Annotated in this window: 8 protein-coding genes and 1 pseudogene; 5 read left to right on the top strand and 4 right to left on the bottom strand. The window is 44.0% G+C overall.

Translation table 11 applies throughout. The features are described from left to right. Positions 1 to 106: 106 nt before the first annotated feature. Positions 107 to 1,168: a DNA methyltransferase gene (locus QUA57_RS25895; protein ID WP_333064581.1), complete on the bottom strand. Its 1,062-nt coding sequence runs from the start codon at positions 1,166 to 1,168 to the stop codon at positions 107 to 109. 146 nt (positions 1,169 to 1,314) lie between these two features. Next, the gene (gene surE / locus QUA57_RS25890; protein ID WP_333064583.1) at positions 1,315 to 1,992 is read right to left on the bottom strand and encodes a 5'/3'-nucleotidase SurE; all 678 of its coding nucleotides are present in this window, start codon (positions 1,990 to 1,992) and stop codon (positions 1,315 to 1,317) included. Between the two features lie 574 nt (positions 1,993 to 2,566). Here surE (QUA57_RS25890) and QUA57_RS25885 point away from each other — a divergent pair. The 3 genes from QUA57_RS25885 (at position 2,567) to QUA57_RS25875 (ending at position 11,807) form a co-directional block, all read left to right on the top strand. Further along, a complete protein-coding gene (locus tag QUA57_RS25885) occupies positions 2,567 to 4,678 on the top strand; it encodes a carotenoid oxygenase family protein (RefSeq protein ID WP_333064584.1) in 2,112 nt (703 codons plus the stop codon). 99 nt (positions 4,679 to 4,777) lie between these two features. Further along, positions 4,778 to 10,078, top strand: coding sequence for an AAA family ATPase (locus QUA57_RS25880; RefSeq protein WP_333064585.1), 5,301 nt, complete (start codon positions 4,778 to 4,780; stop codon positions 10,076 to 10,078). Positions 10,079 to 10,376: 298 nt separating this feature from the next. Beyond that, positions 10,377 to 11,807: a DUF3370 domain-containing protein gene (locus QUA57_RS25875; protein ID WP_333064592.1), complete on the top strand. Its 1,431-nt coding sequence runs from the start codon at positions 10,377 to 10,379 to the stop codon at positions 11,805 to 11,807. A gap of 352 nt (positions 11,808 to 12,159) precedes the next feature. Here QUA57_RS25875 and surE (QUA57_RS25870) read toward each other — a convergent pair. Beyond that, a pseudogene (gene surE, locus QUA57_RS25870) lies at positions 12,160 to 12,841 on the bottom strand (5'/3'-nucleotidase SurE). Positions 12,842 to 13,572: 731 nt separating this feature from the next. On the opposite strand from surE (QUA57_RS25870), the gene QUA57_RS25865 reads away from it, so the two are divergent. Together QUA57_RS25865 and QUA57_RS25860 are read left to right on the top strand one after the other, a co-directional pair. Then, entirely contained in the window at positions 13,573 to 14,319 is a 747-nt protein-coding gene (locus tag QUA57_RS25865) for a PEP-CTERM sorting domain-containing protein (protein ID WP_333064586.1), read from the top strand. 297 nt (positions 14,320 to 14,616) lie between these two features. Next, on the top strand, positions 14,617 to 16,044 hold the full coding sequence (locus QUA57_RS25860; protein ID WP_333064588.1) for a DUF3370 domain-containing protein: 1,428 nt from the start codon (positions 14,617 to 14,619) through the stop codon (positions 16,042 to 16,044). A gap of 35 nt (positions 16,045 to 16,079) precedes the next feature. On the opposite strand, the gene QUA57_RS25855 is transcribed toward QUA57_RS25860, so the two are convergent. Further along, positions 16,080 to 16,400, bottom strand: coding sequence for a four helix bundle protein (locus QUA57_RS25855; protein ID WP_333064589.1), 321 nt, complete (start codon positions 16,398 to 16,400; stop codon positions 16,080 to 16,082). Positions 16,401 to 16,453 lie beyond the last annotated feature (53 nt).

Raw genomic sequence — 16,453 nt, 5'->3', positions numbered from 1 at the left:
ACTGAATATGCTTTCATTGGTGTATTTTTTTTAATCTATTCTTATTGTACCTCATAACACCCGGAAGTGCTGTATCTACAGATTAGAGAAGAGAGTATTGATGAAATTATTGATTAAATCTCTGTACACCATAGTAGTAATAGTCGGAGTCTATCTCGCAAGAAAAGGCTTTTCGTTTTAGGTTACGTGCTGACAAAGCTGCACTGAAAAGTCCACCAAAAGGTTCCCATATAACATCGTTTTCATCGCTCGATGCCTCAACAATAAGGTTCATCAGGTCCAGAGGTTTTTGGTTGAGGTGTAATGCTTTTCCAGAGAGAGTTTTAACTCTCTCATCACCCCGTAAAGCTTGACGCTCCCAAACGTTTGTAAAACCGTGAGGGCATCTAAATTTCGATCGCATCTTGCTCCATTCTTGTCCCGTTAAAGGCTGATTGCCATCCAGCGAAAAGTATGGTTTTCCTTGAGGACTACCATACTCATTTGCATAGTTCACTAGCCTTTCAAACATCTCGGTCGGAGGGAAATACCACAAATGCCCTTGATCGAAGTATTTCCTGGTTGCTGCATCCACCACCCCGCAAGCATTGTTGGCCCGTCGTAACGGCAACCCACAGCGTTTCCACTCTCGCAATAACCATGCCTTTAAAGTAAGTTCATTAACTGTTACTTCTCTAACGTATTGAACGCAGACTTCTGTAACGACGGGGAACCTGCGAATTTTCTGTGTGTTAACATTCCCTGCGATATGACCTTTGCCCTTGTTCCAAATATTGGAATTGACATAGCGCCAACCATATTTTTCTAGAAGTGGATGCACAATAGCCCAACCAATCTCTGAATTCCAAAACCAGAGTGTTGTACAGGGTATGGCTGCTTTTGACCAGGCCTCGATATGAGGTTTATACCAATTAGGTAAATCAATGTGATCTGAGGTATCTCCTTCAAACCCAAGAATACCGTAAGCTCCATCTGAAACTATGACAGTAGGTTGCTCCCAATTGTCGTAGTGGTGGAGACTATCGCCGAGATATAAAGTAACGTATTCGTCACTCCATGCAGAAAAATTAAAATTGGTATTGAGATTAGCTACTTTGCCACGACCAACAGTGCTGCTCGCTTTGCGTTTTAAGATGCTATGAGAATTCGCTTCTGCGTTAGGACTCATTTGTTGACTTACGTGACTGTAAAAATTAAGTACAAATATGTTATCCTATTTTGGGATATTGAGGCTAAGTGATATCAAAGTTAACCTACCTACTTCCGCTTTGTTGACAAAAAATATAGTTTGATCGCCCAATCCCATCAAATCTATCACAGCGATATCTCAGTAACTGCAATATTACCCTCAAAACACACGTCAACATCAGTCCCCGCCGCCCGATCGCGCGATCCATACTCTCCCGCATAATAAAAGTATTCTCCCTCCACCCGGTAAACCACTGGCAGTGGCTGCGTCGAAGGCTGGCAAAACACAATTTCCGGTTCCGCACTTCCCGGCGCTAAATGCGGCAAATTCACATTCCAGAAACACCCAGACTTTAGTTCCCGGTTCAGCAAATGGGCCAACACCCGCGATGTCCAACGAGTAGCGACATCCCAGTCTATTTCGAGCGGCCTTTTAATCCGGTGGGAAATTGCGATGCCCGGAATACCGTGCATCGCTGCTTCGCGCACAGCCGCAACCGTACCCGAAATATACACGTCAACCCCCAAATTGCCACCCGCGTTAATACCCGAAAGTACCAAATCCGGCTTCGCACAAAGGTGATGAAGAGCGATGCGGACGCAATCGGCCGGTGTACCCCCTACAGCATACTCAAATTCCGATCGTCGATCGACATGAATCGGACTGTGAGCCGTCACTTGATGCCCGCAGCCCGACAATTGCCCTTGCGGAGCCACCATAATTGCCTTGCCTTCTACAGCCTGCAAAAGTGCCTGAATCCCTGGAGCGTCGATGCCGTCGTCGTTGGTTAAAATTATCGTCATTATGTGTCGGTTTTATAGAACCGATTTGAGAGCGCAGAGGCTGGCAACCTTCTGATAGTTCTAGCCCAAATTGGTTGTTGATTGGTGGCGATCGTCAGTATGAGCATTGCCACACATTTATATCATGGCATTAATTGAACAGTTGCCCCAGAAATGTGGCGCGCCACATTTTAGCCCAGTCGCATCTTGATGTGTCAGTTAAAGCGACTTGTTACGCTTGCCCCAGTGCAGCATTCATGACATCAGTGTCGATGCAAACATCTAATCACATAATTTTTTCCTCGGCTCTCCCCGATGCTTGGTGTTAAAAGTAGCAGATGATACTAAGTATCTGACGACTGAACGTTCAAACGCTCGATCGTGCTAAATTATTAGCTTGCGTTATCACCATAAGTATGAGAAAGCCGATAATAAGTTAATGTCGATTCCAATTGGGCTTTGACGCAGGGGATGGGAGAATAGATATCAAATCTTTATCAAAGATAGTATCTAAGTGACAGTCCTCATTTCCCATTCATAAATCAAATACTTATCTACACTGTTACCATTATTACATCTCACCCAGGAGAGCCACATGAGCGAACCCACTCAAAGCAATACCAAAGCAGTAACAGACGGCTGTGCCGTTCCACAGTCGATTATGACCGCAAGTCAGGATGAACTGGATAACGTTGAACTGGAGATTGAAGGGAACTTACCAAATGACTTACAGGGTCACGTCTTTATTGTTGCTCCAGTCGGCACTGTTCAATCAGGAGGACTCCCATTTAAAGACGGAGACTCATTGTTGAATGGCGATGGCATGATTTATAGGCTTGATTTTGATCGACCAGGCGAAGTGAGGGTCAAGACTCGCCTTGTTAAGCCACCAGATTACTATGCTGACAAAGCAACACAGCCTGGAGGCGAGTATGAAAAGTATAAATTCCTCAATCGCGGCATTGCTCGGTTGTCTATGTCTCTGGGTCTGCGTAATCAATTAAATACAGCTTTTCTACCCATGAAATTTGCTGCGGACTCCTGCGATCGCTTGCTAGTTACCTATGATGCAGGTCGTCCTTATGAAATTGATACAGACAGCCTGGAAGTGGTAACACCAGTTGGATCGAATAAAGAGTGGCGAGGGGAACTCGATCAGCTCAAAATTCCCATAATAATTAATCCTAAGAAGTTTCCTTGCAAAAGTATTTTGAGTACGGCTCATCCTGCCTTTGATTATTCCGGTGAAGGTAAGATGTTTACAGTTAATTATGGCAGATCAGCGGCTAGTTTTATAGAAGGCATTCAGTGGGTTTATGAGATCGAAGAAATTCCCCAACTAATAGAGGAACTTCTCGTAGCACTGACGGGGTTCTGTCAAACGGATTTCATGAAAGATATTTCCCGTGCTGTGTTCGGCTTCTCCCGAGACATAGTTGAAAACCTAATGAGCTCCATTGGAAGTATATTTGGGAAAGAATTGGAGGATTTTACCTATGTAGTTTGCTGGGATGGTGTCGGCGAACTCGAAAGATGGAAGCTGGTACTGCCTGATGGCACGCCGGTTAAAATTGAACAAACTATTCATCAGATAGGAGTAACTAAAGATTATGTGGTACTGATGGACACCGCCTTCATTACGGGTCTGGAGCAGATAATCAACAACCCATTTCCGAAGAATAAAAAACTAGAGCAGCACTTGAGAAAATTACTAGAACGTCCGCCTCTACCGGATTCTAATATTTATATCGTGCGCCGTGCCGATCTAAAAGCAGGCCAGCGTCCAGCTAGCAGTAATAAGGAAGTTGAAGTCGTCGCCCAGAAAGTGGTAATTCCTCTCGAAGCTGCCCATTTTTTGGTGGACTATGATAATCCCAAGGGCAATATCACTCTCCACGTTGCCCACCTTTGTGGAATGCAAGTAGCTGAATGGCTTAGGAAGTATGATGTTTCAGCCTCCCAACCCCACAAACCCGTGCCAGATTACCTGCATGGTATGGAACACGATGAGACTGACATCGGACGAATGGGGCGCTACATAATTAATGGAGAGACTGGACAACTGATTGAGTCCCAAGTTATCTCCGACATCAAAGCCACATGGGCTGTCGATCTCTATGCCTACTTAGATAGGCTCCCTACAGGTTTGACTCCAGGAAAGCTAGAAAATGTCTACTGGAGTTCGTTTGGACTGTGGCGAGATTTGATGACAAAATACATTGTCGATCTGTACGACGATTATAAGTACCGATTAATACCGCTCTCAGAAGTTATCCGCTTAGCCCAAAAGGGTCAACCTGCTTGCTTATTCAGGCTGCACCCAAAGTCGATGGTGATTGCCGATCGCTATGAGTTCCCTTGCGGCTACATGACGCTATCACCCCAGTTCATACCCCGTGGTGATGGTGAAAGTTCTACAGACGGTTACATCGTCTGTGCTGTTTGTTTTGAAGACAAAAAATTGGGACCCACAAATCAAATTTGGATTTTCAATGGTAACAAACTGTCAGATGGCCCCCTGTGCAAATTGCATAATTCAAAACTCAAGTTTGGGTTTACGTTGCATACAGCATGGTTGCGACAGATTTCTAAGCGCCAAGCTAGTTACAAGATTCCAGTGCAACAGGATTACCAGGAGCTAGTCGATCAAAACGAGCCAGAGATTAGGAAGCTGTTTGAGAATGAGGTGTACCCCCATTTTCATTAAGAAACTCACCTTCCAAAAGCGCGATCGCGCTTTTGGGAGTGGGCTTCTTGGTTCATAGACACTCTTTAAAAATGTCAAACAAGAAAGGAAAGTAAAAATATGATAGTTCTTTCGGGATACGAAATTATAGAAAAAATTTACGAAGGAGTAAGGACTGTTGTATATAGAGCTAAAAAAGATGGTTACAGACAACCAGTTATCATTAAAATTATTAAATATGATTATCCTAGCCTTGAACAAATCACCAATTTAAGGCAAGAATTTATAATTACTCAAAATTTAGAGTGTGAAGGAATTGTCAAAACTTACAACTTAGAAAATTATCAGAATAGTTTAGCGCTAATATTAGAAGATTTTGGGGGTCTATCCCTTTATCATTTTATAGCGGCTAATAAACTGTCAATAACCGAGTTGCTGAGGGTAGCGATCGGTCTATCCGAAACTTTGATCTATCTCCATCAAGTACCGATCATTCACAAAGACATTAAGCCCTCAAATATCATTATCAATCCAGCGACCGGAAAAGTAAAACTGACTGACTTTAGTATTTCATCGCGCTTGGAATTGAAAAACCAAAGCATTAGCAATCCCAACTTGCTAGAAGGGACTCTCGCTTATATGTCACCCGAACAAACGGGAAGGATGAATCGATCAATTGACTACCGCACCGACTTCTATTCTTTAGGAGTGACTTTTTATGAAATACTGACCAACCAGTTGCCATTTAATACCGCCGATCCGATGGAGTTGGTTTACTGTCATATTGCCAAACAACCCGTCCCACCTAAAGAGGTAGCAGAAATTCCCCAAGCTGTTTCAGATATTGTGATGAAACTGTTAGCAAAAAATGCGGAAGACCGATATCAAAGTGCGGCGGGATTAAAATTTGACCTGGAAACTTGTTTGCAGCAATTGCAGACAACTGGCAAGATTGAAAACTTTCCACTCGGTCAACGCGATCGCGGCAACCAATTACTCATTCACCAGAAGCTTTATGGCAGAGAAACCGAAGTCCAAATTCTTCTAGATGCTTTTGGGCGAGTCAGCCTCGCTGCCACCGAGATGATGTTAGTTTCCGGTTATTCCGGGATTGGTAAAACTTCAATTGTCAATGAAGTTCATAAACCAATTGTAGCAGCGAGGGGGTATTTTATTGCGGGTAAATTTGACCAATTTAAGCGCAATATTCCCTATGCAGCTTTAATCCAAGCATTTCAAGAATTAGTCCGTCAGCTATTAACCGAAAGTTCCGAAAAAATTGCAATTTGGAAAGAAAACTTATTAAAAGCGCTAGATAATAACGCTCAAGTTATTATTGATGTTATCCCCGAAGTCGAACTAATTATCGGTAAACAGCCGGAAGTTCCTCAACTGGGATCTTCGGAATCGCAAAACAGATTTAATCGGGTATTTCAACAATTTATTCGCGTTTTTTGTCAACCCGAACACCCGCTAGTCATATTCCTAGACGATTTACAGTGGGCAGATTCGGCATCTCTAAAGCTAATCCAACTCTTAGTCACTGACCCAGATAGCAAATATTTATTAACGATTGGAGCTTATCGGGATAACGAAGTCAGTCCCGTTCATCCTTTAATTCAGACAATAGAAAAAATTCAAGAAAATGAAACGGTGGTGAATAATATCACCATTCAGGCGCTGGCTTTGGATAGCGTCAACCAATTAATCGCCGACACTCTCGATGCCAGCGTCAACTCAGACAAAATTAAAGTTTTTTCTGAATTACTGTTTAATAAAACCCAAGGCAATCCCTTTTTCTTAACCCAGCTACTCAAAACGCTGTACTCGGAAAATCTGCTGGTTTATCAAGTAGATACAGACCGCTGGGAGTGGGATATCCAACAAATCCAAGCAATTGGCATCGCAGATTTCAATATTGTTGAACTGGTTGCCCGAAATATTCGCAAACTCCCAGAAACAACCCAAAAATTATTAAAACTAGCGGCTTGTATCGGCAACCAATTTAATTTAGAAGTTTTATCAATTGTCAATGAAGAATCAAACTTAGCGACGGCAGCTCATTTGTGGGAAGCAATGCAAGCAGGTTTGATTCTGCCGCTGTCTGAAAATTACAAAATTCCTCTAGTCTTTGCCCAAGAAGAGTTGGCATCTGTACGGGATATCAAAGTTGAATACAAATTTTTGCACGATCGAGTGCAGCAAGCAGCTTATTCTTTGATTCCAGAATCGGAGAAAAAAGCCACTCACCTGAAAATTGGTCAACTGCTGCTGAATAATACAACAGAGCAAGAGCGAAAAGATAATATTTTTGCTCTGGTTAACCAACTGAATTTTGGCACAGATTTGCTAACTAATCAGTCTGAAAAAGATGAATTAGCTGAATTAAACCTAATCGCTGGACAGAAAGCAAAGGCAGCGACTGCGTATGAAGCTGCGGTTAATTATTTGAATGTAGGTATAGAACTCCTGAGCCAAGATAGCTGGGAAAGTAGATACGATCTGACATTTAATTTTTCTCGGGAAGCGGCGGAAGCCGAATATCTCAATGCCAATTTAGAACGAGCGGGTATCTTGTGCGATCGCGTGTTTCAAAAAGCCAAAACAATCCTCGAACAAGTCAACTTATACGAACTGAAAATTAGAATTTACATCGCTAAAAATCAAAATAATGATGGCTTAGATGCCGGACTGCAAGTTCTAAAGATGCTAGGAGTGACCCTATATGAATCACCCCCGCAAGAACTCAATATTGAGGAGTTAGCAAACCTGCCTGAAATGAGCGAACCCTACAAGCAGGCGGCTATGCAGCTTTTAGTTCTTATATTCCCACCTGCTTGCTTTGCAGAAAGCCCGCTATCGCTACCTATTATATATACTATGGTGGAACTTTCTCGTCAGTACGGGAATTCGCCGCAATCTACTTACGGCTATTCTGTTTACGGTATATTCGTATCTTGGCTATTCTCAGATATAAATTTATCCTATCAACTGGGGCAACTGGCTTTGCAGCTATTAGAGAAGTTAGATGCTAGAGAGTTTCGTTCTAAAGTTTTAGTTAATGTTTCCATCGGTATTATCCACCTCAAAAAGCATACTAGGGAAACGATAGAACCCCTTCGTCAAGCCATTAATAGCGGCTTAGAATTTGGAGATATAGAATATGCTTGTCATGCTGCTGATTACTATTGCTCGCATTTATTTTTTAAGGCTGAGCATCTAGACTACGTGCAAGAACAGCAAAAACTATATATTGACTTGGCAGAGAGATTGTCCCAAGAACACCAGTTATATTTACTCAAAATTCTAGGTCAATTAGTAGAAAATTTAAGGGGGATGACAGATAATAAACTGATATTGATGGGTAGCATATTAAATGAGGAAAAAGCTATCTCTTATTTAAGAGAAGTAAATAATTTCATTTGCTTGTTCAGGCTTTATTTTGCCAAAACTGTAGTTTGCTATTTGTTTAAGCAGTATGAAGAAGCTATCGAGTTTGCGAGAGAGGGGTTGAAATATTCAGGTTACGTTCAATCAAATATTAGTTTTATTGAACATAATTTTTACTATTGTCTGATTCTTTTAGCCCTGTATGTTCAGGAAGATTCAGGAGAGGAAGAAAAGAAACAAGAATACCTCAACCAAGTAGAAGAAACTCAGAAAAGCCTAAAAAATTGGGCGTTCCATTGCCCAGCCAATTACCAGCATAAGTATGACTTAGTAGAGGCCGAAAAAGCCCGCGTATCGGGGCAATATTTTTCCGCCATGGAATATTACGACCTGGCGATAGATGGAGCCAAGGAAAATGGATACGTCCAGCACGAAGCCCTCGCCAATGAACTAGCAGCAGAATTTTATTTAGCATTAGGTCGTCAGAAAGTAGCGCGTACCTACCTGATTGACGCTTACTATGCTTATATTCGCTGGGGAGCCAAGGCAAAAGTTAAAGATTTAGAAGAGCGCCATGCTGAATTACTCGCACCTATCGTCGGTAGGAAAAATAGCCTGACGAGTGGAAGAGACGAAACGATGGTTCAGACCAGAAGCACTATCACTTCTACCAGTTCAGGTGCTGGACAAGCTCTGGATTTATCAACAATTATCAAAGCCTCCCAAGCCCTCTCAGGGAAAGTTAATCTGGATGAATTGCTCTCGAATTTGATGCAAGTCTTGCGGGAAAACGCGGGAGCGGAAAAATTTTATTTCCTCATACCTGACCTAGCAGGTAAGTGGAAAATTGAAGCTCAATGTACGGGTGAACGATGTCAATTAATCTCCAAGTCAGCGGCTGAAAGTCAAGAGATTCCTATCTCGCTGGTTAATTATGTAGAACGCACGCAAGAAACTCTTGCGATCGATGATGCAACCACTGAAACCAGGTTTGCATCTGACCCGTATATTATTCAGCAGCGACCTAAATCTATCTTGTGTAGCCCCCTGATCAATCAAGGTAAATTGGTAGGCATCCTATACCTAGAAAATAATTTAACAGCGGGGGCTTTTACGCGTGATCGCCTAGAAGTCCTCAATATCATTTCCGCCCAAGCTGCGATCTCCATCGAAAATGCCCGTCTCTATCAAACTTTAGAAGATAAAGTGCAACAACGCACCGCCCAACTCGCCCAAGCAAACCAGGAAATTAGCTCCCTCAACAACAAACTCAAAGCCGAAAACATCCGCCTCAGTGCTGAGTTAGAAGTCACGAAACGACTGCAACAAATGATCTTGCCTAAACAATCAGAACTTGATAAAATTCAAGGATTAGAAATAGCTGGATATATGCAACCGGCCGATGAAGTTGGTGGCGACTACTACGACGTGCTAACCCTAAATGATCAGGTAAAAATTAGCATCGGCGATGTTACGGGACATGGTTTAGAAAGTGGCGTATTAATGATTATGGCGCAAACCGCCGTCCGCACTCTCCAACAAATGAACGAAACCGATCCGGTGAAGTTTCTTGATGTGTTAAACCGCACCCTTTATGCCAATATCGAGCGCATCGACTCGTCTAAAAACATGACCTTGGCTTTGTTAGATTATCAAGATAGTAACTTCAGCCTCAGCGGTCAACATGAAGAAGTTATCGTAGTCCGTACTGATGGTAACATCGAACTGATCGATACACTGGAACTCGGTTTTCCCCTGGGATTAGAGGAAGATATTTCTGGTTTTGTTTTCCAAATTCAAGTGCATCTTAATCCAGGGGATGTAGTAGTGCTTTACACAGATGGAATTACCGAATGTGTAAATATAAATCGAGTTTATTACGGCATAGAAAGATTGTGCCAAGTGGCGAAAAAAAATCGCCACAAAACGGTTGAAGAAATTCGACAAGCAGTAATTGATGATGTGCGGCAACATATTGACGAACAGAAAGTTTTTGACGACATTACGTTGGTAGTCCTAAAACAGAAATAACGCAAGTTGGGAATTGGGAATTGGTAATTGGGAATTGGTAATTGGTCATATCAAGTCCGGTTGCACCGGACTTGTATAGTGGGGGTGTAGTCGATCAAGACGAAGAGGCTCGCTCCATTGCCTTCCTTGGACGCGACTTCTCCAAAGTCCTAAATTGGGCGATCGCCCAATTTACCGCAAACATTCACCTAACATCCAAAAATCCCCAAAAACATCAACCAACTTGTGGTAAAGTTTTGTGTCGATTGCTTTGCGTCAAGGCAATCTTCTGCAAGTTCAGTTAAACGCCCTCTCAGCAATGTTTTTGCCAATTTTCCCCTTAGCTCAAACAATCCCCGCACCTCCCGCCCAACAACAACTGATCATCGACCCAGAAGCCCCCGCACCCGAAAACGAACTGGATTTACCACAACCGCAGACAACCGCCCCGCTGAACACAGTCATGCAGCCCCAGCAAGTGCGCGTTTTACCGGGGCAACTCGACAGCATCCCGGTTTTCAACAGCAACAGCCCGGAAGTTGTGCAAACCGAAGGCATTTTGCTCTCCACATTTCCGCAAGAAGCCAAACAAGTACCTTCTGCACACTTAAACTTTCCTTTCAAAGGCCGATTTGACATCTTCGCCCACCACATCGCCAAAGCTAAAAATCGCGCCGAAACTCGCACCTTATTTCAAGGCATAATTGTCCACAATCCCAACTCGGAACCTGTTACTTTAAATGTCTTGCAAGGAGCGACTTATTTAACTCGGCCGGATGCCTTGTTTGTCGATTTGCCTTCGTATTTAGAAAATAGATTCGGCACTGTGTTTGCCGGGCCTGGAAGCCGCATCACCAGCGATGTGCTGCGGGGATACAGACAAGCCATTTTGCCCGCTGCGATCGAGATTCCCGCCAATGAGAGCCGAATGCTGATGAATTTGCCAATACCTGTGGGGAATGTCACGCCTGCTTCCAACGGTCGATCGACCTTAATGCGAATGTCGAGCAGCAATTCGGTTTATGTAGCATCATTAGCAATGTTTGCTCCTCAAAGTCAAGGAGGAGGCGAGCAATATCCCACATTAGAAGAGTGGGAAAATATTTTAAATACCAAAGGTTTAGCCGGGCCCAGAGATTTAGCACCAACTCCCAGAGGCGAAAATCCGGTGCCAAAAATTTACGGCCGCGTAGCTGGAGTAGCTGAAGGTTCCCAGTGGCAAGCTAAAATTACGGACAATTCGAGAACCGATTATTTAACTATTCCCAAGCGCGGCGAGTCATTTTCCTATGCTTTGAGCACTACTGATACGGGTACTTTTGGAACTGGTCAAGTTCAAAGTGCTAAAATGTTAGCTCGCTATCCCGATACTGCTTATTCTGCTCACGGAAATTACGGAATTCAATACAACTTAACTTTTCCGCTTTACAACAAATCTCGTGAGCCCCAATCTGTTAGCATTAAAATGCAAACACCGATAAAAGCAAATACAGAATCGGGGGGATTGATGTTTTACGATCCTCCTGAAAATCGGATATTTTTCCGAGGTACGGTGCGAGTGATGTTTAAGGATGATACGGGCAAGACTTTGACGCGCTACATTCACATCGTGCAGCGGCGGGGACAGCAGGGAGAACCTTTGGTGAATGTGAATATGAAGCCCGGGGAACGCCGTTTGGTGCAGGTGGATTTCTTGTATCCGCCGGATGCGACGCCGCCGCAAGTTTTGACTGTGCGATCGAGTAATTAGTTGGTGATTGACTGTATATTTACCCGGTCCGAAACCTGGCTAAATTTCTCACAACAAAAAGTACGATCGCTACTCGACGGGCTCGCCCTTAACATACAAAGATTCGAGAAACTTAACGGCTTCATCAAGCACAGCTTCCGGTAACTTCTCAACGAACGCGATCGCCCTTTGACGGGTTTCTGCATCAACTGCTTTGGATTGTTGCGAGTCAGTGTCTGCTAAACCGCTATTTTCAAATTGTTTTTGCTTCGATAAAGCTGTTTCTGGAATGAAACCTTCCGTCCCCGATCGAATTTAACACCGTCTATTTAGAGTTTATTGAAAAAAAATATAGTTCGATCTCCCAAATCTATCACAGCGATATCTCAGTCACCGCAATATTACCCTCAAAACACACGTCAACATCAGTCCCCGCCGCCCGATCGCGCGATCCATATTCTCCGGCATAATAAAAGTATTCTCCCTCCACCCGGTAAACCACCGGCAGTGGCTGCATCGAAGGCTGGCAAAACACAATTTCCGGGTCCGCACTTCCCGGCGCTAAATGCGGCAAATTCACATTCCAGAAACACCCCGACTTTGGTTCCCGATTCAGGAAATCCGCCGACACTCGCGATGTCCAACGAGTAGCGATATCCCAATCTATTTCGAGCGGCCTTTTAATCCGGTGGGAAATTGCGATGCCCGGAATACCGTGCATAGTTGCTTCGCGCACAGCCGCCACCGTACCCGAAATATACACGTTAACCCCCAAATTGCCACCCGCGTTAATACCCGACAGCACCAAATCCGGCTTCGCACAAACGTGATGAAGAGCTATGCGAACGCAGTCTGCCGGTGTTCCCCCTACAGCATATTCAAATTCTGATCGGCGATCGACATGAATCGGACTGTGGGTCGTCACCTGATGCCCGCAGCCCGACAATTGCCCCTGCGGAGCCACCCACCATAATTGTTTTGCCTTCTATAGCCTGCAAAAGTGCTTGAATGCCCGGAGCATTGATGCGGTAGTCGTTGGTTAAAATTATTGTCATTGAAAAGTTGTCTGTTACTAACGTTATTGTGTCAGTGGTGGGCGAGCCGATGCAATCTCAAATGGTAGGGGACGCGGGGATTGTGTCGATTTTAGATTTTAGATTTTAAATTTTAGATTTTAGATTTACTTCACAGATGAATCTGGGAAATTGAACAAGAGTCTAAAATTTTTATCTTTCCACAACATTAGTCGGGGGCTTGTATCCGTTTTTGGGCTGTGTCTGCATAACGTTAAGTGTAGTGGACTTACGCACTGAGACTTGGATCTACCAGGTTTTTTCAGCGATACCCAGGCCCTCCACGCCGTATTTTAGTCGTTAAAACCCAGTTTCTGCGCCCGGGAAGAGTTACTAATTCTATATTTACTGACTGTGCAACTAAATTTTACTTTGCCGTAGATCTGGCGATCGACCAACATATTTCTCACTTTTTGTATAAATTGTTACTGGTCAACAATAATATTACGTAGTAAGCGGTTGTGACAGCCGATGATACCGAAAGTTGCAATAACGGATAGTTAGCCGTGGAATGCTTCAGCACCAATTATCCTAGCGTTTGGGATACAACCAAGTTTACGAAAGGTTCAAGAATAAACCTCGAAGAATATTGTTTTGGTAAAGGTATCAAAAATGTATAGACAAATACCTTTACATGATAGATGATGTAAACAGGTACCGAAAGAAATCAATAAAGTCAATCCCCCCAACGATATAAAAAAGGTATTACTCTTATGAAAACCAACTTCGCCCAACCACTAACCGCGTGTCTAGCTACCGCTGGTTTAGTCATTGCTTCTTCATTACTAACTGCAACACAAGCCCAAGCATTCAGTTTATCCGTGGCACCTGAGTACGGTAGTACCAACAGCCTGGGCAACGTTATCGGCACCGGTGCTACTGCAACATTGGACTTCAACTTTGTCCAAAGTGGAGCCGATTTGCTCCTGAATTTAGGCATCCAGAATACCACTGGCACTCAGGCCACAGCCGGTGGTGCAACAGACTCTTCTCTCGTTGCCGTGGCATTTGACGTATTGAGTGGCGTTAATGCATCGGTTAAATCTACCGCAGGCAGCACTTTTACAGCGTTTTGGCAAAACGTTGATATTAGCGGTTTGCAAGACGGTTTCGACTATGGCATTAGCACTCCGCGCAAGAGCTTTAATGGTGGAAACGCTAATGGAGGCTTATATAAAAATCAGTCTACTTTGGTTAGCTTTTTGCTAACTGGCAGCAGTCTGAGTGCGGCTCAGGCAGAAAATGCTTTCTTGACGGGATTTCAGAATGGTACGCTTAAGGCAGGGGTTCGCTTCCAGCAGGTAGAGGGGTCTGATGTTGGTACCAGTGACAAAGTTATGGCCGGAGTTTCGGCTGATGCTGAGCCAGTACCCGAACCAACCACTATCGCAGGTATGGTGATGGGGTTGGGAAGTTTAGTAGCAGCCCGCCGCAAGCAGGCAAAAAAAGCTCTTGCTTAAATTGTCTCAGGGGTGCAGGCCATCCATCGGCAGAAAAGCTCATCGCTTTTCTAGTGAATGCAGGTTAACTTCTAGTATCAACTCATAAGAGCCAGCGCAGCTATAGTGCTTCTGGCTCTTATTTATGCTCTACATTTTGTCAAGGTGAAGAACAAAAAATTTGCGATGTCCGAATTGCTGCAAAAATAGACCTAAAATCCCAACCTCACCAGAAAATATAAACCAACTTGTGGTAATGTTCTGTGTCGGTTGCTATGTGGCAATCTTCTGCAAGTTCAGTTAAACGCGCTCTCAGCAATGTTTTTGCCAATTTTCCCCTTAGCTCAAACAATCCCCGCACCTGGGACCCAACAAGTCATCATCGAGCGAGAATTCCCGCTGCCGAAAAACGAACTGGATTTACCACAACCGCAGACAACCGCCCCGCTGAACACAGTCATGCAGCCCCAGCAAGTGCGCGTTTTACCGGGGCAACTCGACAGCATCCCGGTTTTCAACAGCAACAGCCCGGAAGTTGTGCAAACCGAAGGCATTTTGCTCTCCACATTTCCGCAAGAAGCCAAACAAGTACCTTCTGCACACTTAAACTTTCCTTTCAAAGGCCGATTTGACATCTTCGCCCACCACATCGCCAAAGCTAAAAATCGCGCCGAAACTCGCACCTTATTTCAAGGCATAATTGTCCACAATCCCAACTCGGAACCTGTTACTTTAAATGTCTTGCAAGGAGCGACTTATTTAACTCGGCCGGATGCCTTGTTTGTCGATTTGCCTTCGTATTTAGAAAATAGATTCGGCACTGTGTTTGCCGGGCCTGGAAGCCGCATCACCAGCGATGTGCTGCGGGGATACAGACAAGCCATTTTGCCCGCTGCGATCGAGATTCCCGCCAATGAGAGCCGAATGCTGATGAATTTGCCAATACCTGTGGGGAATGTCACGCCTGCTTCCAACGGTCGATCGACCTTAATGCGAATGTCGAGCAGCAATTCGGTTTATGTAGCATCATTAGCAATGTTTGCTCCTCAAAGTCAAGGAGGAGGCGAGCAATATCCCACATTAGAAGAGTGGGAAAATATTTTAAATACCAAAGGTTTAGCCGGGCCCAGAGATTTAGCACCAACTCCCAGAGGCGAAAATCCGGTGCCAAAAATTTACGGCCGCGTAGCTGGAGTAGCTGAAGGTTCCCAGTGGCAAGCTAAAATTACGGACAATTCGAGAACCGATTATTTAACTATTCCCAAGCGCGGCGAGTCATTTTCCTATGCTTTGAGCACTACTGATACGGGTACTTTTGGAACTGGTCAAGTTCAAAGTGCTAAAATGTTAGCTCGCTATCCCGATACTGCTTATTCTGCTCACGGAAATTACGGAATTCAATACAACTTAACTTTTCCGCTTTACAACAAATCTCGTGAGCCCCAATCTGTTAGCATTAAAATGCAAACACCGATAAAAGCAAATACAGAATCGGGGGGATTGATGTTTTACGATCCTCCTGAAAATCGGATATTTTTCCGAGGTACGGTGCGAGTGATGTTTAAGGATGATACGGGCAAGACTTTGACGCGCTACATTCACATCGTGCAGCGGCGGGGACAGCAGGGAGAACCTTTGGTGAATGTGAATATGAAGCCCGGGGAACGCCGTTTGGTGCAGGTGGATTTCTTGTATCCGCCGGATGCGACGCCGCCGCAAGTTTTGACTGTGCGATCGAGTAATTAGTTGGTGGTTAATGGTTGACTGTTAACGGTTGACTGTTAACCTTTGGGTTTTTGTTTTAATGAGTTAAGATAGGCATTAAGTTTTGGTGAAAGTTCATTTAATAACGGATGCAGTCGATCGCTCTGTTCTTGAGTCAAAAGATTGCGAGCTCCGTCAAGTCTCAACCAATGTCTTGTTTCGTTTAATGAACCTCGGGCAATTTTCACAAAACGCTGATTATCTTGATAGCTATAGCGTCCATGTCCTTCTGCAAGATTAAAATCAACACTATCAGCCGATCGGACTATTTGTTTGCCCATCGTATCCTTGGCAACGTCGTCCCACTTTCCCACTGGGTGCATCTCAGTTTTGCACATATATCAAGTGGAAAGTTGACCATTGAGATAAGCACAGCGCAGAGAAAGAATAG

This window comes from Microcoleus sp. Pol7_B2 (assembly GCF_036701035.1).
In the GTDB taxonomy this organism is placed as follows: domain Bacteria; phylum Cyanobacteriota; class Cyanobacteriia; order Cyanobacteriales; family Microcoleaceae; genus Microcoleus.
This window is presented reverse-complemented; position numbering and strand designations above follow the sequence as displayed.